Raw genomic sequence first — 19,461 nt, forward strand, 5'->3', positions numbered from 1 at the left:
CGGACCCACCCCGTCCGCGCGCCCTGACGACCCCAGCCCCGCCCTGACCCGAGCATCCGCCCCAGGCGCCTCACCGCCTGCCGCCGCGCTACCGCCGAGCTCTTCGGCCCCGGACCGGCCCCCGCCCCGCGCCTCCGCGCGCACGGACCCGCTGCCCTGAGCCTCCTCCTCCGTACCGCCTCCGGCCTTCCCCGCGGCGGCCTTGCCTTCCTCGTCCTCGGCCGCCTCGTCCTCGGCCGCGGGCCCCATCCCGAGGACCCGCTCGGCCGCCTCCCGCAGGGCACGGGGATGGACGCCTCCGAAGGCCGTGACGAGGTGGCCGTCGGGCCGGATGAGCAGGACGGTGTGTGCGGCGGCGCCGGGGTAGTCCTCGGCGACGAGGAGTTCGGCCGGGGCGGGGAGCGACTCGACGGCTGCGGCGAGGCGGGGCATCAGGCCCGCGCTCTGCCAGTGGCGCCGGTCCCAGACGCCGGTGCCGGGGGCGACGAGGAGGACGAGAAGGGCGCTGTCGCCGAGGCGGTCGCGGAGCTGGACGAAGGTGCCGTCCTCGGCGGTGACCCGTACGTCCGTCACCGGGGCCCCTGGCGCCGTGCCGACCACCGTGAGGGCGGGTGAACTCGGGGGCGTGAGCGGGGAGTTGGCGTAGGTGCCGGGGGAGCCGAGGGCGCCCTGGCCGAGGTGGCCGTCGGCGAGCAGCGCGTCCTGGCCACGGGTGCTGCCGGGCATCAGGGCGCGCAGGCCGCCGGTGCCGCGCAGCAGGGGCAGGGCCTGGTCGGCGGCGCGCAGGCGGGCGGAGAGCGCGGCCCTGCGTTCGGTCTGGTAGCTGTCGAGCAGGGCTTCGCGGGCGCCGTGGTGCCAGGCCAGGGCCAGTTTCCAGGCGAGGTTGCCGGCGTCGCGCAGGCCTTCGTCGAGTCCGTGGGTGCCGAGCGCGCCGAGCAGGTGGGCCGCGTCGCCCGCGAGGAAGACCCGGCCGACGCGCCAGCGGCGGGCGAGCCGGTGGTGGACGGCGTGCACCCCGGTGTCGAGGAGTTCGTAGGGCGGGGTCTCGCCGCCGGTCCAGCCCGCGAGGGTGGACCGTACGCGGGTGAGCAGGGATTCGGGGGTGACCAGTTCCTCGCGGGAGGCGAGCAGCCAGTCCAGGCGCCAGACGCCGCCGGGCAGCGGGCGGGCCGAGATCTCCGCGCTCTCGCCGCGCCAGGGCGGCGAGCGGTGCAGCAAGGCCTCGTCCTGCCAGGGGAGTTCGGTGCGCAGGGCGGCGACGGCGTGGCGTTCCACGGCGGTGCGGCCGGGGAAGCGGACGCCGATGAGTTTGCGTACGGTCGAGCGGGGGCCGTCGCAGCCGACGAGGTGGCTGCCGCGCCACCAGGTGGCGGTGCGGCCCCGGGTGTGGGCGCTGACGCCGTTCTTCTCCTGCTCCAGGGCGTCGAGCCTGCTGTCGAAGGCGACCTCGATCAGGGGCTCGCGGGCGACGGCGGTGCGCAGCGCCGTGGTCAGGGCGTCCTGGGCGAGGTGCAGGGGCGCGGGGTCCTCGTCACCGAACGTGACATGGCGGACTTCCTGCTTGCGCCGCATCGAGCGCCAGCCGGTGAGGCGGCAGCCGGCGGCGGAGAGGTCTCTCCCGGTGAGCCGGGTGAGGAGCGCGGCGGTGTCCTCGTGGAGGACGGCGCTGCGAGCCGGGCGGCCGGTGGCTGTTCCGGGGCTCTCGTCCAGGAGCACCGAGGGGACGTGGTGCCTCGCGAGAGCGAGGGAGAGCGTGAGCCCGACGGGCCCGGCTCCCACGATGATCACCGGATCCACGGCGTGGCGTCCCCGTTCCGGAGCGGAGTCCTGTGCCGAGCGCAGGAGGAGTCATCTGGCGGAGGGGAGGCGATCACAGAACGTATGCAACCTATTGCGGGTGTCCGCGTCAAGCGACGGAGGCAGTGGCGATCATGCCACTGCCTCCGAGTCGGATCAATTCATCCGGGCCGCCTAAGGCCCTGGCCCGGGGGCTTGCGTCCGGATCAGGCCGGATCCGGGGGATCAGGGAGCCGGGACCGCCTGCCGCGGGCCCGGCCCGATCCGGACGTGAGGGTCTACAAGCCGCCCCCGCCGCCGCTCTCCCCTGTGTTGTGCGGGACGTTGGCGCTCTTGCCGGGAGCGTTGATGTCCTCCACGGCGTCCGCGCCGAGGACCGCGCCGGTGCTGCGCCTGCTGCGCCGGAGCCAGCCCTCGAGGCGGGAGGCGAAGGTGGTCAACAGGAGGTTCAGGATGATGTAGATGACGGCGGCCACGGTGAGGGCCGGGACCATGTTGGTGTAGTTCGAGGCCAGCGTCTTGCTGGAGTTCAGGAGTTCGTCGAAGGTCAGGATGGCGCCACCGAGGGCGGTGTCCTTCACGATCACGACGAGCTGGCTGACGATGGCCGGGAGCATGGTGGTGACGGCCTGCGGCAGCAGGACCGAACGCATGGTCTGGCCCTTGCGCAGCCCGACGGCCTGGGCGGCCTCTGTCTGCCCCTTGGGCAGGGCGAGGATGCCGGCCCGGACGATCTCGGCGAGGACCGAGGCGTTGTAGAGGACGAGTCCGGTGACGACGGCGTAGAAGGGCCGGTCCTCGCTGCTGATGGTGCCCGCGTTCACGTACAGCTGGTTGGCGAAGAGCATCATCAGCAGCACGGGGATGGCGCGCAGGAACTCCACCACGGCGGAGACGGGCACCCGGATCCAGCGGTGGTCGGAGAGCCGGCCGATACCGAGGAGGGCGCCGAGCGGCAGGGCGATCACCATGGAGAGCGCGGCGGCCTTGAGGGTGTTCGTCAGGCCGGGCAGCAGATAGGTGGTCCAGGCCTCGGAGGTGGTGAAGGGCTTCCAGAGCGACGACTCGAGCTGGTTCTTCTCGTCGAGCTGTCCCCAGGCCCACCAGACCACGAGGGCGATCAGGGCGAGGAAGACGACCGTGATGATCCGGTTGCGGATCCGGGCCCGGGGGCCGGGTGTGTCGTAGAGGACGGAACTCATCGCTTCACCGCCAGGCGCTTGCCGAGCCAGTTGAGGAACAGGCCCATGGGGAGGGTCAGGACCACGAAGCCGAAGGCGAAGACCAGGCCGATGAGGATCGTCTGCGCCTCGTTCTCGATCATCTTCTTCATCAGGTACGCGGCTTCCGCGACACCGATGGCGGCGGCGACGGTGGTGTTCTTGGTCAGCGCGATCAGGACGTTGGCCAGCGGGCCGATGACCGCGCGGAAGGCCTGCGGGAGCACGATCAGGGTGAGCACCTGGAAGAAGTTGAGGCCGATCGCGCGGGCCGCCTCGGCCTGCCCGAGGTGCACGGTGTTGATGCCGGAACGTACGGCCTCGCAGACGAAGGCCGAGGTGTAGGCGGTCAGGCCCAGGACGGAGAGCCGGAAGGCCAGCGTGGCGACGTCGCCGCCCGCGCCCATCGTCACCGAGAAGACGTCGGCGAGGCCGAGCGAGGTGAAGACGATGATCACGGACAGCGGGATGTTGCGGACGACGTTCACGTACACCGTCCCGAATCCGCGCATCAGCGGGACCGGACTGACCCGCATCGCCGCCAGCAGGGTGCCCCAGATCAGGGAGCCGACGGCGGAGAAGAACGTCAGCTGGATGGTCTTCCAGAACGCCCCGAGCACGTCGTAGCCATCAAGAAAGTCGAACACGATCTCCCGCGCTTCCGCGTCAGTGGAAGGAGTGGGGGTGCCGCGTCACCGCGCGGCACCCCGCACCTGGACTTACTTCTTGATCTCGCCGATCTTCGGGGCCGGCTCGTTGTCGTAGTCGGCCGGGCCGAGGTTGGCCTTGACGGCCTTCTCCCAGGCGCCGGAGGAGACCATCTTCTCGATGGCCTTGTTGATCTTGTCCTTGGTGGCCTTGTCGCCCGACTTGACGCCGACGCCGTAGTTCTCGTTGCTGAGCTTGAGGCCGAGCAGCTTGAACTTGCCCTTGTTCTGCTTCTGCGCGGCGTACCCGGCGAGGATCGAGTCGTCCGTGGTCATCGCGTCGACCGCGCCGCTGCTGAGGCCGGAGACGCACTCGGAGTAGGTGTTGTACTCCCTGAGCTGGGCCTTGGGGGCGATCTTCTTCTGCACGTTCTGCGCCGAGGTCGAACCGGAGACCGAGCACAGCGTCTTGCCGTTGAGGTCGGTGCCCTTGTTCACGTCGGAGTCCGAACGCACCAGCAGGTCCTGGTGGGCCAGGAAGTACGGTCCGGCGAAGTCGACCTGGGCGTCGCGCTCGGGGGTGATCGAGTAGGTGCCGACGATGAACTTCACGTCGCCGTTCTTGAGCGCGTTCTCACGGTCGGGCGTCTTGGTCTCCTTGAAGGTGATGTCGCCCTTCTTGTAGCCGAGCTGCTCGGCGATGTAGGTGGCGACATCCACGTCGAAACCGGCGTAGTCGCCGCCCGGCGTCTTCTGGCCCATGCCGGGCTGGTCGTACTTGATACCGACGGTGATCTTGCCCTCGTCGGAGCCCTTGTCGTTGGAACAGGCCGTGGCGGTGCCGGTCAGAGCGAGCACGGTGGCGGCGGCGACGGTGACCTTGCGGAGCTTCATGGTGAACATCCTTTGATTCGGCGCCTCGTGGCGTGGAGGCAAGGAAAGCCGAGCGGGAGGGGGCGCGCGGAACGCGCCACACCTCAGTGGTGCAGGATCTTGGAGAGGAAGTCCTTCGCCCGGTCACTGCGCGGGTTGCTGAAGAACTGGTCCGGGGTGGCCTCTTCCACGATCCGGCCGTCCGCCATGAACACGACGCGGTTGGCGGCCGAGCGGGCGAAGCCCATCTCGTGGGTCACCACGACCATCGTCATGCCGTCCCTGGCGAGCTGCTGCATGACCTCCAGGACCTCGTTGATCATCTCGGGGTCCAGGGCCGAGGTGGGCTCGTCGAAGAGCATCACCTTGGGGCCCATGGCCAGGGCGCGGGCGATCGCCACGCGCTGCTGCTGGCCGCCGGAGAGCTGCGCCGGGTACTTGTCCGCCTGCGAGGCGACGCCGACCCGGTCGAGCAGTTCGCGGGCCTTCTTCTCGGCCGCCTTCTTGTCCGTGCGCCGGACCTTGAGCTGGCCGAGCGTGACGTTCTCCAGGACGGTCTTGTGCGCGAAGAGGTTGAACGACTGGAAGACCATGCCGACGTCGGCGCGCAGCCGGGCGAGGGCCTTGCCCTCCGCGGGCAGTGCCTTGCCGTCGATGGTGATCGAGCCGGAGTCGATCGTCTCCAGGCGGTTGATCGTGCGGCACAGCGTCGACTTGCCGGAACCCGAGGGCCCGATGACGACCAGCACCTCGCCCCGGGTGATCGTCAGGTCGATGTCCTGGAGGACGTGCAGCGCACCGAAGTGCTTGTTGACGCTGCTCAGCACCACCAGTTCGTCGGCCGCGGGAACACTGTCCTTGGCCACCGATACGTGGGTCATCCGCTACTTGCTCCGTCCTCCTCGGTTGCGAGGACCTTAGTGACGCCGCCGGAGCAGCGTCATCACATCTGAGGGAGAATTGAGCATAACGATCAGGCCTCGGGCGGGCACCGGAGGTGAACGCGGCCGCCGCGGCGCGTACCGGCTGGATAACGGATGCCGGGGCCGCCGGGACTTCCCTTGACGGGGCGCCGGCGATGGGGATGGATTGCTGTGATGAGCACCCAAATGTGCTCCGACGGGTCGGGGGGATTACCTCGAACGGGCGACATCGGGGGCCCGTACGCGCGGGCGCGGGCGGTACGTTTCCGTGCGGCCCGGGGGTGAAGCCGGGCGGGAGCCGGGTGGAGCCGAAGTGAAGGGGGACAGGTGAGACTGCTGCTCGTCGAGGACGACGACCATGTGGCGGCGGCGCTCTCGGCGGTGCTCGCCCGGCACGGCTTCCAGGTCGTCCACGCGCGCAGCGGCGAGGAGGCCCTGCAGGCCCTGCTGCCCGACCCCGACGGCGTGGTGCCGCCCTTCGGCGTGGTGCTGCTCGACCTCGGGCTGCCCGACCAGGACGGCTTCGAGGTCTGCGGGAAGATCCGCAAGCGCACCGGCACCCCCGTGATCATGGTGACCGCGCGGGCGGACGTCCGCTCCCGGATCCACGGGCTCAACCTCGGCGCCGACGACTACGTGGTCAAGCCCTACGACACCGGGGAACTCCTCGCCCGTATCCACGCCGTCAGCCGCCGCCACGTCTTCGAGGAGAGCGAGGGGGCCGCCGCCGAGGAGGTGCTCACCCTCGGCAGTGTGCAGATCGAGCTGCCCACCCGGCGGGTCACCGTCGGCGGCGACGCGGTGCAGCTGACCCGCAAGGAGTTCGACCTGCTGGCCCTGCTCGCGCAGCGGCCCGGGGTGGTCTTCCGGCGCGAGCAGATCATCAGCGAGGTCTGGCGCACCAGTTGGGAGGGCACCGGGCGCACCCTGGAGGTGCATGTGGCCTCGCTGCGCGCCAAGCTGGCGATGCCCGCGCTGATCGAGACGGTGCGCGGGGTCGGCTACCGGCTCGTCGCGCCGGCCGGGTAGGGCCGCGGGTGCGGTCACGTCTTCTCCCGCTGCTCATCGTGCTCATGGCGGGCGTGCTGCTCGCCCTGGGCTTCCCGCTCGCGGTGAGCGTGGCGGCGGCCCGGCAGCAGGAGGTGGTCGTCGACCGCATCGACGACACCGCGCGCTTCGCCTCGCTCGCCCAGTACGTCACCAAGCGGTCCGGGGGATCCCGGCTGACCACCAAGGACGAGCGGCAGGAGACCCTGCAGAAGGAACTCTCCCGCTACCACGAGGTCTACGGGATCCGGGCCGGCGTCTTCTACCGCGACGACGGGGCGATGGCCCACGCCCCCGAGTTCTGGTATCTGCCCGCCGAGGGCGCGGCGCGGGACGCCTTCCGCGAGGCGCTGCTCTCGCGGCCCGGACACGACCCGGCGCAGGTGTGGCCCTGGCAGCGCGGCGGGCGGCTCATCGTGGCCTCCCCGGTGGTGCGGGACGGCGATGTGGTCGCGGTGGTGATGACCGACTCGCCGACCGGGGAGATGCGCGCCAAGACCCTGCGCGCCTGGCTGCTGATCTGCGCGGGCGAGGCCGCGGCGATGCTGCTCGCGGTGGGCGCGGCGCTGCGCCTGACGGGCTGGGTGCTGCGGCCGGTGCGGGTCCTCGACGCGACCACCCACGACATCGCGACCGGGCGGCTGAAGTCGCGGGTCGCCGAAGCCGGGGGCCCGCCCGAACTGCGGCGCCTGGCACGCTCCTTCAACGAGATGGCGGGCAATGTCGAGGAGGTCCTGGAGCAGCAGCGGGCCTTCGTCGCGGACGCCTCGCACCAGCTGCGCAACCCGCTCTCCGCGCTGCTGCTGCGGATCGAGCTGCTCGCCCTCGAACTCCCCGAGGGCAATGAGGAGATCGCCTCGGTGCGCGCCGAGGGCAAGCGGCTCGCCCAGGTCCTCGACGACCTGCTCGACCTGGCGCTCGCCGAGCACGCCCCGGCCGATCTGCGGCTCACCGACATCGGCGAACTGGCCGCCGAACGCGTCGAGTCCTGGCGGGCCGCCGCCGAGGCCAAGGGCGTGACGCTCGGCGGCAACTGCCCGGCGGTCACCGCCTGGGCGGACCCGGTGACGCTCTCCAGCGCCCTGGACGCCGTCATCGACAACGCGGTGAAGTTCACGCCCGAGGGCGGCGGGGTCACCGTCGCGGTCGCCGGGGAGCAGGACACGTCCACGATCGTGGTGGCGGACGAGGGCCCCGGCCTGACCGAGGACGAACTCGCCCGGATCGGCGGCCGGTTCTGGCGCAGCGGCCGGCACCAGAACATCAAGGGCTCGGGCCTCGGCCTGTCGATCACCCGGGCCCTGCTCGCCGCGGGCGGCGGCTCGCTCTCCTTCGCCCGCCGCGAGCCCTCGGGCCTGGAGGTCACCGTCAGCCTCCCGCGCAGCGGTCCGGGGAGCTGACGGGGCGGTACGCGGCACACAGCACGGCTCCCGCGCCGGAGTCTCCGTCGCGCGCAGTGCACCGACGTGCCCCACCCTCGGCAGGACACCCCCCGGGCGCACCCCGCCCGTACGTACCCGGGACGCACGTCGGCCGCGCCGGGGAACCCTGGCGCGGCCGGCATGCCCGAAACGGTGACCCGCTCGGCCCGCCCCGCTCAGTCCTGCCGTGTCAGCCGCAGCGTGACCAGCTGGAAGGGGCGCAGCGCCAGCGCGACGCCGCCGTCCTCGACCGGGTACGCGGGGGCCTCGGCGAGCGGGCGCTCCAGGAGGTCGGTGGCGACCGCGGAGGCGGCCCCGAAGCCGAGGCGCAGGATGCCGCCGGCCCGGCCGCCCGCGGCCTCGTAGACGCGGACGACCACATCGCCGGAGCCGTCGTCGGCCAGCTTGACCGCGCTGACCACGATGGCCTCGTTCTCGCTCACCGCCAGCGGCGCGACCTCCGCCTCGCCGGTGACCCGGCGCTCCGGCAGGTTGATGCCGTAGCCCTCGCGCACCGCGTCGGTGACCGTGGCGCCGGGCACCAGGGCGTGCCGGAAGCGGTGCACGCCCTGGTCGGTCTCCGGGTCGGGGAAGCGGGGCGCGCGCAGCAGCGAGACGCGGACCGTGGTGGTGGTGCCGGAGTCCTCGGGGCGCACGGTGCGGGTCACGTCGTGCCCGTAGGTGGAGTCGTTGACCAGGGCGACGCCCCAGCCGGGCTCCTCCAGGTGCACGAAGCGGTGCTGGCAGGCCTCGAACTTGGCCGCCTCCCAGCTGGTGTTGGTGTGGGTGGGCCGGTACAGATGGCCGAACTGGGTCTCGGCGGCGTACCGGTCGGCGTGCAGGTCGAGCGGGAAGGCGGACTTGAGGAACTTCTCCGTCTCGTGCCAGTCGACCTCGGTGTCGATGTCCAGGCGCTTGCTGCCCGCGGCGAGCCGCAGCACCTGGCTCACCCGCGAGTCGCCGAAGGCGCGCTCCACCCGGACCGCCGCCGCGCCGGGCTCCTCGGTGAGGGTGACCGACTCGGCCTCGGTGAGGTCGGTGACGACATTGCGGTAGAACTCGTCCACGTCCCAGGCGTCCCACATGTTCGGGAAGTCCGGGTGGATCTGGAGCAGGTTCGCGGCCTTGCCGGGGGCCACGGTCTCCCGGGCGGCGGCGATGTCGTACACGGAGACGATCAGTCCGCGGGCGTCGATGCCCACCCGCAGCAGCCCGTTGTCCAGGACGTGCCCGCCGCCCTCGCGGGGGCTCGCGGTGACCTGCCCCGGCGCCACGGCCAGCGGGCCCGCGCCGCCCGCGCCGACGCCGGAGCGGGTGTGCGGGGCGGCGTTGAAGACCAGCTCGGTGCCGGCCGCGGCGTCACCGGCGAGCGCCCGCTGCGCGGCGTCGACGATCGCGTCGAGCTCCTCGGCGACCTTGCGGTAGGTGGCCCGGGCCTCGCGGTGCACCCAGGCGATGGAGGAGCCGGGCAGGATGTCGTGGAACTGGTGCAGCAGCACCGTCTTCCAGATCCGGTCCAGGTCCTCGTACGGGTAGGCGAAGCCGGTGCGCACGGCCGCGGTCGCCGCCCACAGCTCGGCCTCGCGCAGCAGGTGCTCGCTGCGCCGGTTGCCCTGCTTGGTCTTGGCCTGGCTGGTGAGGGTGGCCCGGTGCAGCTCCAGGTACAGCTCGCCCACCCACACCGGGGGCTCCGGGTACTCGGCCTCGGCCTTGGCGAAGAAGGCGGCCGGGGCCTCCCACTCGACGGTCGCGGAGCCCTCCAGGGAGGCCAGGCGGCGGGACTTGGCGATCATCTCGCGGGTGGCGCCGCCGCCGCCGTCGCCCCAGCCGGTCGGCGCGAGGGAGTGGCGGGCCTTGCCCTTGTCCTTGAAGTTGCGCGCGGCGTGCGCGATCTCGCTGCCCTGCATCGAGCAGTTGTAGGTGTCGACGGGCGGGAAGTGGGTGAAGATCCGGGTGCCGTCGATGCCCTCCCACTGGAAGGTGTGGTGCGGGAACTTGTTGATCTGCGACCAGGAGATCTTCTGGGTGAGCAGCCACTTCGCCCCGGCCGCCTTGATGATCTGCGGGAGCCCCGCGGCGAAGCCGAAGGTGTCCGGCAGCCAGGCCTCGTCGTTCTCGACGCCGAACTCCTCCAGGAAGAAGCGGCGCCCGTGCACGAACTGCCGGGCCATCGCCTCCGAGCCGGGCATATTGGTGTCCGACTCCACCCACATCCCGCCCGCGGGCACGAACCTGCCCTCGGCGACGGCCTTCTTGACCTTGGCGTAGACCTCGGGCCGGTGCTCCTTGATCCAGGCGAACTGCTGGGCCTGGGACATCGCGAAGACGAACTCCGGCTCGTCCTCCAGCAGCGAGGTCATGTTCGAGGCGGTACGGGCGACCTTGCGGACGGTCTCGCGCAGCGGCCACAGCCAGGCCGAGTCGATGTGCGCGTGGCCGACCGCGCTGATGCGGTGCGCGGAGGCGTCGGCGGGGGAGGAGAGCACCTCCTGCAGCTGGGCGCGGGCGGCGGCCGCCGAGGAGGGCACGTCCTGGAGGTCCACCAGGTCCAGGGCGCGGCCGATCGCGCGCAGCAGCTCGTGGCGGCGCCCGCTGTCCAGGGGGAGTTCGTGCATCAGCTCGCCGGCGACCTCCAGGTCGACGACCAGCTCCCAGACCTCGGTCTCCAGGACGGCGAGGTCCATCCGCGCGAGGCGGTACTGGGGTTCGCTGCCCGCGGTGTCCTTGTCGCCGAGCGGGGTCGGCACGAAGGGGTGGTAGTCCAGGATGACCGGGTTGGAGGCCGCCTCCAGGTGCCACTCCACCTGCTCGCCGCCGGAGACCGGCGCGCCCACCCGTACCCACTGGTTGCGCGGGTTGAGTCCCTTCACCGGCTCCCCGGTGGGCGTGTAGACCAGCGCCTCGCACTGGAAGCCGGGCATCTTCTCGTCGAAGCCGAGGTCGAGTACGGCCTCCACGGTGCTGCCCGCCCACTCCTCCGGGACGGTGCCGGTCACCTTGAACCAGGTGGTGGCCCAGGGCGCGCCCCAGGCGTCGCCGACCGCGACCGGGGTGTGGGCGGCGGCGAGCCCCTCGGCCACCGGGACGGGCTCGCCCGGGGCGACCCACGCCTCGACGGTCAGCGGAACCGAGCGCGAGTAGACGGCGGGGCGGATCCGCTCCTTGAGTACGCGGTTCAGGCGGGCCTCGATCAGACCGCGGTCGTCATGCATGGGCACTCCGTGATTCTGTGTGGTGGCGGCTGCGGGTGCCGCCGGGCGGGCCCGGCGGGGCGGTGAGAGGGCGCGCTGTACAACTCACCCACCGCGGACGGTTCGAAACGGCCGGCGCGCCTCCGGTCGGCCGGGCCTCAGCCGACCTGCTCCGGGCGGACCACCTCGGTCAGTCCGCGGGCGCTGAGATGCGCGGCGTCCTCGGCGAGCGGGGCCAGTACGACGGCGGGCCGCACCCCCTCGGCGGCCAGCCGCGCCCAGGCCTCGAAGAAGGCGCCGCCGGGCGCGCAGCCGGCCCGGTCCGGGGCGGCCACCGGGTCGCCCACATCGAGCACGAGCGCGGTGGTACGGGGCGCCGGGGCGTGGGCGGTGCCGCGCCACCGCTCGGCGATCCGGGCGATGGCGGCCCCGGCGGGCTTGACGGCCCGGTCGTTGGTGAGCAGTCCGAGGCTGTACTCCAGGAGCGGGAAGTCGGCCAGCTCCCGGTCCACGTCGTGCGAGCACCACCAGGTCACGCCCCAAAGGTCCGCGCAGTCCAGGGCGTTGTCGATGGTCGCCTCGGTGAAGTGCGCGGCGCCGGAGGCCGGGATGTGCGGCTGCGGGGCGCCGACCTCCTGGAGCCACAAGGGCCGGTGCGGGTCCAGGTGCCAGGCGCGGGCCAGCTCGATGAGGTAGGCGGCGTGCTGCTCGGTGGCCGCGCCGCCGGGGCCGTGGCGCTGGGCGGTGCCGTTGAACACCCAGGAGTGCACGGCGGTCGCCCCGCCGATCCGGGCGGCCTGCGCCGGGGTGAAGGGGTGGCCGTCCTGGTACCAGGCGGCGTCGTACTCGGCGTGCAGGTGCAGCCGCCCGGGGGCGCCCTTCTCGCAGGCCGCCAGCATCCGGCGCAGCCAGGCCTCGGCCTCGGTGTGGCTGACGCGGTCCGGGTCGGGGTGCGGCCCGTCGGAGAACTGGTTGATCTCGTTGCCGACCGTCATGCCGAGGAAGTTGGGCCGCTCGGCGAGGGCGGCGGCCAGGGTGCGCAGATACTCCTCCTGGGCGCCGGTCACGTCCGGGTCGGTGAAGAGGTTGCGGCGGTGCCAGGTCCGCGTCCAGGCGGGCAGGAAGTCGAAGCTGGACAGATGGCCCTGGAGCCCGTCGACATTGACGTCCAGTCCGCGTTCGGCGGCGGCGTCGGTGAGCTGCACCAGCTGCTCCACGGCGCGCGGCCGGATCAGCGCGCGGTTGGGCTGGAACAGCGGCCAGAGCGGGAAGACGCGTACGTGGTCCAGGCCGAGGGCGGCGATCGAGTCCAGGTCGGCGCGCACCTCGTCGAGGTCGAAGTCGAGCCAGTGGTGGAACCACCCCTTGGTGGGGGTGTAGTTGGCGCCGAAGCGCAGGGTGCGGGCGGCGTCGGGCATGTGGGGTCCTCGCGCGGTCGAGCGGGTGGGCAGGGGACGGGGCCGGGCGGCGCGGCGGCCGGGCGGGGCGGCCGGGGGTTCAGCCCTTGACGGCGCCCTCGCCGACGCCGCGGAAGAAGTAGCGCTGCAGGCAGGCGAAGAGCACGATCAGCGGGGCCACCGCGATGATCGTCCCGGCGGCGACGAGCCGCTGGTTGTCCGCGAAGGCGCCGTGCAGATAGTCCAGGCCGATGGTCAGGGTGAACTTCTGCTGGTCGCTGAGGACGATCAGCGGCCACAGGAAGTCGTCCCAGGCGCCCATGAAGGCGAAGATCGCGACGACGGCGAGGGTGCCCTTGACCGAGGGCAGCGCGATGTACAGGAAGCGCTGCCAGGCGCTCGCCCCGTCCACGTAGGCGGCCTCCTCCACCTCGTAGGGCAGGTTGGCGAAGGCGTTGCGCATCAGCAGGACGTTCATCGCGCCGATGCAGCCGGGCAGCACCACCCCGATCAGGGTGTTGTTGAGCTGGAGCTCCCGCATCGTCATGAACTGGGCGATGATGATCGACTCCACCGGCACCAGCATCGCCATCACGAAGGCCACCAGGGCGACCCTGCGGCCCTTGAAGCGCAGCCGGGCCAGGGCGTATCCGGCGAGCGCGGCGCCGGCGCAGTTGGTGAGGACGTTGGTGACGGCGACCTTCAGCGAGTTCAGGGCGAAGTCCCACACCGGGATCAGGTCGGCGACCTTGGCGTAGTTGCCGAGGGTGGGGTCGGCGGGGATCAGCTGCGGGGTCCTGCTGTAGATGTCCTCGGTGGGGCCCTTCAGCGAGGTGGACAGCTGCCACAGGAAGGGGCCGATCATCAGGGCGAGTACGGCGAGCAGCAGCAGGTAGCGCAGTACCAGCTGCCACAGCGGCATCCGCCGGCCGCCGCTGTCGGCGAGGCGGGCGGCCCGGCGTTCGCGGCGGCGCTCCGCGCGGGCGGTGGTGCCGGGGGCGGTGGTGCTCATGCGTCCTCCTTGCGGTTCGCGCGCAGCACGAGCAGCATCAGGCCGAGCGTGATCACGAAGACCACGACGGAGATCGCCGAGGCGTAGCCGACCCGGCCGCTGAGTCCGGTGCCGGTCCGCTGGATCAGCATCACGAGGGTGGTGTCGTCGCCGCCGGGCCCGCCGGAGGGGCCCGCTATCAGATAGACCTCGGAGAAGACCTTGAAGGCGTTGACCGAGGAGAGCGCGCCGACCAGGACCATGGTGGAGCGCACCGCGGGCACGGTGACCGTGAAGAAGCGGCGGATCGCTCCGGCGCCGTCCACCGAGGCCGCCTCGTGCAGTTCGCGCGGCACGTTCGCCAGCGCGGCCAGGTAGATGATCATGTAGTAGCCGAGGCCCTTCCAGACCGTGACCAGCATCGCCGAGACGAGCAGCAGCGCGGAGTCGCTGAGGAAGGGGATCCGGTCGAAACCGAGGCCGGTGACCACCGAGTTGACCAGTCCGCGGTCGTCCAGCAGCCAGACCCAGATCAGCCCGACCACCACCACCGAGGCGACCACGGGCGTGTAGAAGGCGGAGCGGAAGAAGGCGATCCCGGGCATCTGCCGGGCCACGAGCAGGGCGAGCAGCAGCGGCAGGACCACCAGGAGCGGCACCACGCCGGCCATGTAGAGCAGGCTGTTGCGCAGCCCGGTCCAGAACATGTCGTCGTGGATCAGCTCCTGGTAGTTGGCCCCGCCGACGTACCGGCCGCCGATGAGCGTGCGCCGGTCGGTGAAGGAGTCGACCACCGTGGAGACGAAGGGGTAGAGGCTGAAGCCGGCGACGATCAGCAGTCCGGGGCCGAGGAACAGCCAGGGGGTGCTGGGCAGTTGGGTGCGGATGCGCCGGCGGCGGCCCTCCCCGCCCGGGCGCCCGCCCGCCGGGGCCTCCTTGCGCGAGGGCGCCTCGGCGGGTCGGGCCGCGGCCCGGCCGGTCGCGGATGCGGGGCTCATGCCGTCTTCAGCAGCCGGTTGCACTCGGCCACCGCGTCGTCCAGCGCCTGCTTCGGGCTCTTCTTGCCCTGCATCGCCTTGGCGACCTCATTGCGCAGCGCGACCTTCATCTGCTCGCTGAAGACCGCGGGCGTGTAGTTGACGGCCGTCTTGATCGCCTTCGCCGCGGCGACCTTCACCCGGCCCTCGTCGGTGCCGTCCTCTTTGGTGAAGAAGGGGTCGTCCAGGCTGCCCTCGGTGGAGGGGAAGACGGTGACCTCGTGCGCGAAGTCCATCTGGTTCTTCGCGTTCGTCACGAAGTGCGCGAAGGCCACCGCTGCGGGCTTGACCTTGCTCTGCTTGTTCACCATCAGGCCCTGGACGTACATGTTGTCCTTGCCGGTGTTGTTCACCGCGGGCGTGATGCCGATGTTCCTGTAGAGGCTCGGCGCCTCCTTCTTGTACTTCTGCAGGTCGAGCGCGCCGCCGGGGTTCATCGCGATGGACTGCTGCTGGAACTTGCGGCCCGCGCCCTCCGCCTGGTTGGTCAGCGCCTGCGAGTCGAGCGCCTTCGCGTCGTACAACTTCTTGTACTCGGTGACCAGTTCGACGCCCTTGGCCTCGTTGAAGGTGAACCGCGCGCCCTGCTCGTCCATCAGCTCCACCCCGTAGCGGCCGAAGTCCTCCACGGCGGGGATGTTGGCGAGCATGGCGATCTTCCCCTTGCTCCGCTTCGCCATGTCGATGCCGGAGTCGAAGAGCTGGCCGTACGTCTTCGGGGGCTTCTCGGGGTCGAGTCCGGCGTCCGCGAAGAGCTTCTTGTTGTAGAACATCGGGCCGGTGTTCAGATACCAGGGGAAGGCGTACACCCCGTCCATGCCCGGGAGTTCATGGCTCTTCCAGGCGCCGGGGAGGTACTCGCCCCGGTACTTCCCGGCGGCCTCCTCCAGGTTCATCGCCAGGCCCGCCTTGGCCAGCGGGTAGACGAGGTCGGGCGCCACATTGACCACATCGGGCAGGTCGCCCGCCGCGGCGTCCGCGCTGAGCTTGTTGGCGTAGTTCTCGGCGGGCTGGTCGATCCAGTTGACCTCGGTGCCGGGGTACTTCTTCTCGAAGTCGGCGATGAGGCCCTGGAAGTAGTCCTTGAAGTTGGTCTTCAGGTTCCAGGTCTGGAAGTCGACGGTGCCCTCGACCTTGCCCTCGGCGCTGTCGGACCCGCCGCCCGAGTCGGAGGACCCGCAGGCCGTGAGGACGAGTGCGCTGCCGAGGGCCACAGCGACGGCTGTGGCGGCGCGAGTGGACATACGCATGGGGCGGCTCCCTGCTCGGACCGGAACATCTGAGGAATGTGGTGCGGCGGCCTCCCGCCGCGGACCCCTCGGCTTGTCGGGGGCTCTGCGGCGAGCGCGGCGGCCAGATCTCCCCGCGGCCCGGGAATTCCGAGAAAACCGATGATCTTCAGGGCGAAGAGCCGGATTCCCCGCGCAGGTTGGGGTGGCGCCGCAGACGCTAGTAATGCGATTTAGTAGATGTCAATAGACCGGCGATACCGGATTCATCCCGGGTCCCGTTCCCGGCAATCCCCGGATGCCGTACGCGGCTTGCCAGGAGGGTGCCGATACATGTCCTCCGCGCAGGTGAGGACTGGGTCCCGAGAGCCCGGAGCGGCCTCCGGCGGCGTTGACAGCGCACTTCGGGCCGGGGTAAACCTGCGGGGAGGTAATGCGGTTTAGCCAATTACCCTGGAAGGCGTTCGGCGAGGAGGGCGGGCCCACCGCGGGCGCGACCGTCCGCGCACCCGGCGGCGACCGTGTCGCGTACGGTCACCGACTGAGCACCCTGCCACCGCGTACCGCCGCGACGTACCTCCGAGGAGCCCACGAGATGACAGCGCCGGCCGGCGACGGAGCCCGGGCGACTCCCGCGCGCCGCCCCACCATCAAGGACATCGCACGCCGGGCGGGCGTCTCCGAGAGCGCCGTGTCCTTCGCGCTCAACGGGCGTCCCGGCGTCTCGCAGACCACCCGCGAGAGGGTCCACCGGGTCGCCGCCGACCTCGGCTGGCAGCCCAACAGCGCCGCCCGCGCCCTGTCCGGGGAGCGCTCCGGCGCCCTCGGCCTGGTCCTCGCGCGGCCCGCGCACACCCTCGGCGTCGAATCCTTCTTCCTGCAACTGGTCTCCGGTGTCCAGGAGGTGCTGGCCGCCCGCAGGATCGCCCTGCTCTTCCAGGTCGTCGAGGACACCGCCGCGGAGTGCGAGCTGCTGCGGCGCTGGTGGGCCGAGAGACGGGTGGACGGCGTCCTGGTTGTGGACCCGCGCGCACAGGACCCGCGCCCCGCGCTGCTGGACTCGCTCGGCCTGCCCGCCGTCCTGGTCGGCGCGCCCGCCCCGGGCGAGGACGCCGGTTCGCTCTCCACGGTCTGGGCCGACGACAGCGCCGCGATGGCCTCCGTCCTCGCCCATCTGCACGGGCTCGGGCACCGCCGCATCGTCCATGTCGCGGGCCTGCCCGGGCTCGCGCACACCGAGCGCCGGATCGCCTCGCTGCGCGCCGAGGCCGCCGCGCTCGGCCTGAGCGGGGTCCGCTCGGTCACCACTGACTACTCCGACGCCGAGGGCGCCGCGGCCACCCGCAGGCTCCTCGACGCCGCCGAGCCGCCGACCGCGATCATCTACGACAACGACGTGATGGCCGTCGCGGGCGTCAGCGCCGCCGCCGAACGCGGCGTCGCCCTCCCCGCCGAGCTGTCCGTGGTCGCCTGGGACGACTCGGCGCTGTGCCGGGTCACCCACCCGAGGCTGACCGCGCTGGTCCGCGACACCACGGCCTTCGGCCGCCTCGCGGCCGGGGAGCTCCTCGACCGGCTCGACGGCGGCCCGGCGCGCAGCATCCAGGCCGAGCTGCCGCATCTGGAACCCCGCGAGAGCACCGCCCCGCCGCCGCCCGCCGAACGGGAGCCGGCACCCGAGCAGGGGCTCAGGGCTTGACCGAGCGGTAGTAGCGCCGGGCCCCCTCGTGCAGGGCGAGCGGATCGGTGTACGGGGCGGTCCGCAGGTCCACCAGCTGCGCCGCGTGCACCACCGAGCCGATGTGGTCCCGGCTGTCGATCACCGTACGGGTCATGCCCTGGGTCAGCGCCGGATCGCTGCGGTCGGTGGTGACCAGCAGGTTCGCCACCGCGAGGGTGGACACGGCGACGCCCTGCTGGGCGGCCGGATAGGCGTCGGCGGGCATCACCGAGCCCCGGTAGTAGCGGGAGGCGCCGCCCTGCGCGTGCAGTTCGTCCACCAGGTCGCCGAGCGGTACGAAGCGGATCTCGAAGCGCTCCGAGAGGGCCTTCACCGCGTTGGTGGGCAGCCCGCCGGACCAGAAGAAGGCGTCGATCTCGCCCTTCTCCAGGGCGCTCGGCATGGTGGTGATCGCCAGCGGCGAGCGCCTGATGTCCTTCGCCGGGTCCAGGCCCGCGGCGCCGAGCACCCGGTCCGCGATCAGCCGCACCCCCGAGCCGACCTGGCCGACCGCGACCCGCTTGCCCCGCAGGTCGGCCGCGGCCCTGACCTCCGAGGAGCGCGGCACCACCAGTTGGACGTAGTCGTCGTAGAGCCGGGCCAGCGCGCGCAGCCGGGAGGCGCCGGGGCCGTCGTCCGCCCGGTACTTCTCCACCGCGTCGGCGGCGGCGATGGTGAAGTCGGCCTGGCCGGTCGCCACCCGCCGCACGTTCTGCTGGGAGCCCTCGCTCGGCTCCATGTCGACCCGCAGGTCCGGCATGTCCTCGGCCAGGGCCGCGTCGAGCAGCTGCCCGTACCGCTCGTAGACGCCCGAGGCCACCCCCGTACTGAAGCTGACCGAACCGCCCGGCGAGTCCTGGCCCTCGGGCGCCAGCCACCAGCCGAGCAGCGCGGCCACCACGAGGAAGGCGGCCGCGCCGAGCAGCAGGCGGCCGCGCGAGCCGCGGGGGAGTGCCGGGAACATACGGGCGATCCTGCCATTTCACCCCGCGTACGGCCAGGGGCGGCCCCCGGCCGCCGCCCGCGGTCCGGGTGGTCGGTGTCGTACGCCCCGCTGCCCGCGCCGGACCTGCCGTCTGCACCGCCCCTGCCGTCCGCGCCGCGCCCGCCGTCCGTACCGCGCCCGGCGCGCCGCCCGGTCCTCAGGGCTTGCGGGCCACTCCGCCGAAACTGCTGACCACCGGCGGCGGTTGGGCGCCCTCCGGTGCCGGGCGCCAGCGGGAGACCGGGACCAGACCGGGCTCCAGGACCTCGAATTCCGAGAAGAAGGCGCCCAGTTGCTCCGGGGAGCGGTTGACACGGGGGTTGTCGCTGGTCCGGTTCCACTCCTCGACCATCGCCCGCATCGCCGCCGGGCTGTACTCCTCGGTGCTGTCGCACAGGACCAGGTAACTGCCCGCGGGCAGCGCGGACTTGAGCCGCTCGACCACCGCGTGGGCGCGCGCGTCGGGCAGATGGGCCACGATGCCGAGCAGCATCAGCGCGACCGGCCGCGAGAAGTCCAGGGTCTTGGCGGCGCCCTCCAGGATGGTGTCCGGATCCCGCAGGTCGGCGTCGAGGTAGTCGGTGGCGCCCTCGGCGGTGCTGGTGAGCAGCGCCGCGGCGTGCGCGAGGACCACCGGGTCGTGGTCGACGTAGACGATCCGTGCCTCGGGGGCCAGCCGCTGGGCGACGTCGTGGGTGTTGTCGAGGGTGGGCAGCCCGGTGCCCACGTCCAGGAACTGCCGCACGCCCGCCTCGCCCGCGAGGTGCGTCACGGCCCGGCTGAGGAAGGCCCGCTGCGCCCGCGCCACCTGGACGATCTCCGGGTTCACCCGGCGGATCTCGTCGCCGACCCGCTGGTCGATCTCGTAGCAGTCCTTCCCGCCGAGCCAGTAGTTCCAGATCCGGGCGGAGTGCGGCACCGTGCTGCCCTGCGGTGGAAGGTCATGTGGCATGAGAACGCTCCGAGTTGGCCGACGACTGGGG

Annotated in this window: 14 protein-coding genes and 1 pseudogene; 3 read left to right on the top strand and 12 right to left on the bottom strand. The window is 72.0% G+C overall.

The features are described 5' to 3' along the window. Positions 1 to 189: 189 nt before the first annotated feature. The 5 genes and pseudogenes from HFV08_RS16130 to HFV08_RS16150 all read right to left on the bottom strand — a co-directional run. Positions 190 to 1,797: pseudogene (locus tag HFV08_RS16130) on the bottom strand (FAD-dependent monooxygenase); the annotation flags it as partial. Between the two features lie 278 nt (positions 1,798 to 2,075). Then, on the bottom strand, positions 2,076 to 2,999 hold the full coding sequence (locus HFV08_RS16135) for an amino acid ABC transporter permease (RefSeq protein WP_168540097.1): 924 nt from the start codon (positions 2,997 to 2,999) through the stop codon (positions 2,076 to 2,078). Further along, positions 2,996 to 3,664 carry an amino acid ABC transporter permease gene (locus HFV08_RS16140; protein ID WP_168540099.1) on the bottom strand — a complete coding sequence of 223 codons (669 nt, stop codon included), beginning with the start codon at positions 3,662 to 3,664 and terminating at the stop codon, positions 2,996 to 2,998. Before HFV08_RS16140 ends, HFV08_RS16135 begins: the two co-directional genes overlap by 4 nt. Before the next feature lie 72 nt (positions 3,665 to 3,736). Continuing rightward, positions 3,737 to 4,558, bottom strand: a complete 822-nt coding sequence (locus HFV08_RS16145) for a glutamate ABC transporter substrate-binding protein (RefSeq protein ID WP_210430390.1) — start codon at positions 4,556 to 4,558, stop codon at positions 3,737 to 3,739. 83 nt (positions 4,559 to 4,641) lie between these two features. Then, positions 4,642 to 5,418: an amino acid ABC transporter ATP-binding protein gene (locus HFV08_RS16150; RefSeq protein ID WP_040247534.1), complete on the bottom strand. Its 777-nt coding sequence runs from the start codon at positions 5,416 to 5,418 to the stop codon at positions 4,642 to 4,644. Between the two features lie 369 nt (positions 5,419 to 5,787). Here HFV08_RS16150 and HFV08_RS16155 point away from each other — a divergent pair, with 369 nt between their 5' ends. Continuing rightward, entirely contained in the window at positions 5,788 to 6,489 is a 702-nt protein-coding gene (locus tag HFV08_RS16155) for a response regulator transcription factor (protein WP_168540103.1), read from the top strand. Between the two features lie 8 nt (positions 6,490 to 6,497). Then, the gene (locus HFV08_RS16160) at positions 6,498 to 7,907 is read left to right on the top strand and encodes a sensor histidine kinase (protein ID WP_168540105.1); all 1,410 of its coding nucleotides are present in this window, start codon (positions 6,498 to 6,500) and stop codon (positions 7,905 to 7,907) included. 197 nt (positions 7,908 to 8,104) lie between these two features. On the opposite strand, the gene HFV08_RS16165 is transcribed toward HFV08_RS16160, so the two are convergent. The 5 genes from HFV08_RS16165 to HFV08_RS16185 all read right to left on the bottom strand — a co-directional run bounded on the left by HFV08_RS16165 (position 8,105) and on the right by HFV08_RS16185 (position 15,794). Beyond that, positions 8,105 to 11,140, bottom strand: coding sequence for an alpha-mannosidase (locus HFV08_RS16165; protein WP_168540107.1), 3,036 nt, complete (start codon positions 11,138 to 11,140; stop codon positions 8,105 to 8,107). Between the two features lie 137 nt (positions 11,141 to 11,277). After that, positions 11,278 to 12,537 (bottom strand): glycoside hydrolase 5 family protein, encoded by a 1,260-nt coding sequence (locus HFV08_RS16170; protein WP_168540109.1) that lies wholly within the window; start codon positions 12,535 to 12,537, stop codon positions 11,278 to 11,280. A 79-nt stretch (positions 12,538 to 12,616) separates the two neighbouring features. Beyond that, on the bottom strand, positions 12,617 to 13,528 hold the full coding sequence (locus tag HFV08_RS16175) for a carbohydrate ABC transporter permease (protein ID WP_168540111.1): 912 nt from the start codon (positions 13,526 to 13,528) through the stop codon (positions 12,617 to 12,619). Beyond that, positions 13,525 to 14,505: a carbohydrate ABC transporter permease gene (locus HFV08_RS16180; protein WP_168540113.1), complete on the bottom strand. Its 981-nt coding sequence runs from the start codon at positions 14,503 to 14,505 to the stop codon at positions 13,525 to 13,527. The genes HFV08_RS16175 and HFV08_RS16180 overlap by 4 nt, the downstream gene beginning before the upstream one ends. Then, positions 14,502 to 15,794 (bottom strand): ABC transporter substrate-binding protein, encoded by a 1,293-nt coding sequence (locus HFV08_RS16185; protein ID WP_168540115.1) that lies wholly within the window; start codon positions 15,792 to 15,794, stop codon positions 14,502 to 14,504. Before HFV08_RS16185 ends, HFV08_RS16180 begins: the two co-directional genes overlap by 4 nt. A 574-nt stretch (positions 15,795 to 16,368) precedes the next feature. On the opposite strand from HFV08_RS16185, the gene HFV08_RS16190 reads away from it, so the two are divergent. After that, positions 16,369 to 17,472, top strand: a complete 1,104-nt coding sequence (locus tag HFV08_RS16190; RefSeq protein ID WP_168540117.1) for a LacI family DNA-binding transcriptional regulator — start codon at positions 16,369 to 16,371, stop codon at positions 17,470 to 17,472. Here HFV08_RS16190 and HFV08_RS16195 read toward each other — a convergent pair. Both HFV08_RS16195 and HFV08_RS16200 read right to left on the bottom strand, forming a co-directional pair. Further along, entirely contained in the window at positions 17,462 to 18,457 is a 996-nt protein-coding gene (locus tag HFV08_RS16195; protein ID WP_168540119.1) for a TAXI family TRAP transporter solute-binding subunit, read from the bottom strand. The two genes, HFV08_RS16190 and HFV08_RS16195, sit on opposite strands and share 11 nt — an antisense overlap. 178 nt (positions 18,458 to 18,635) lie before the next feature. Next, a complete protein-coding gene (locus HFV08_RS16200) occupies positions 18,636 to 19,430 on the bottom strand; it encodes an SAM-dependent methyltransferase (protein WP_168540121.1) in 795 nt (264 codons plus the stop codon). Positions 19,431 to 19,461: the final 31 nt, after the last annotated feature.

Source organism: Streptomyces physcomitrii (assembly GCF_012273655.1).
Lineage (GTDB): Bacteria > Actinomycetota > Actinomycetes > Streptomycetales > Streptomycetaceae > Streptomyces > Streptomyces physcomitrii.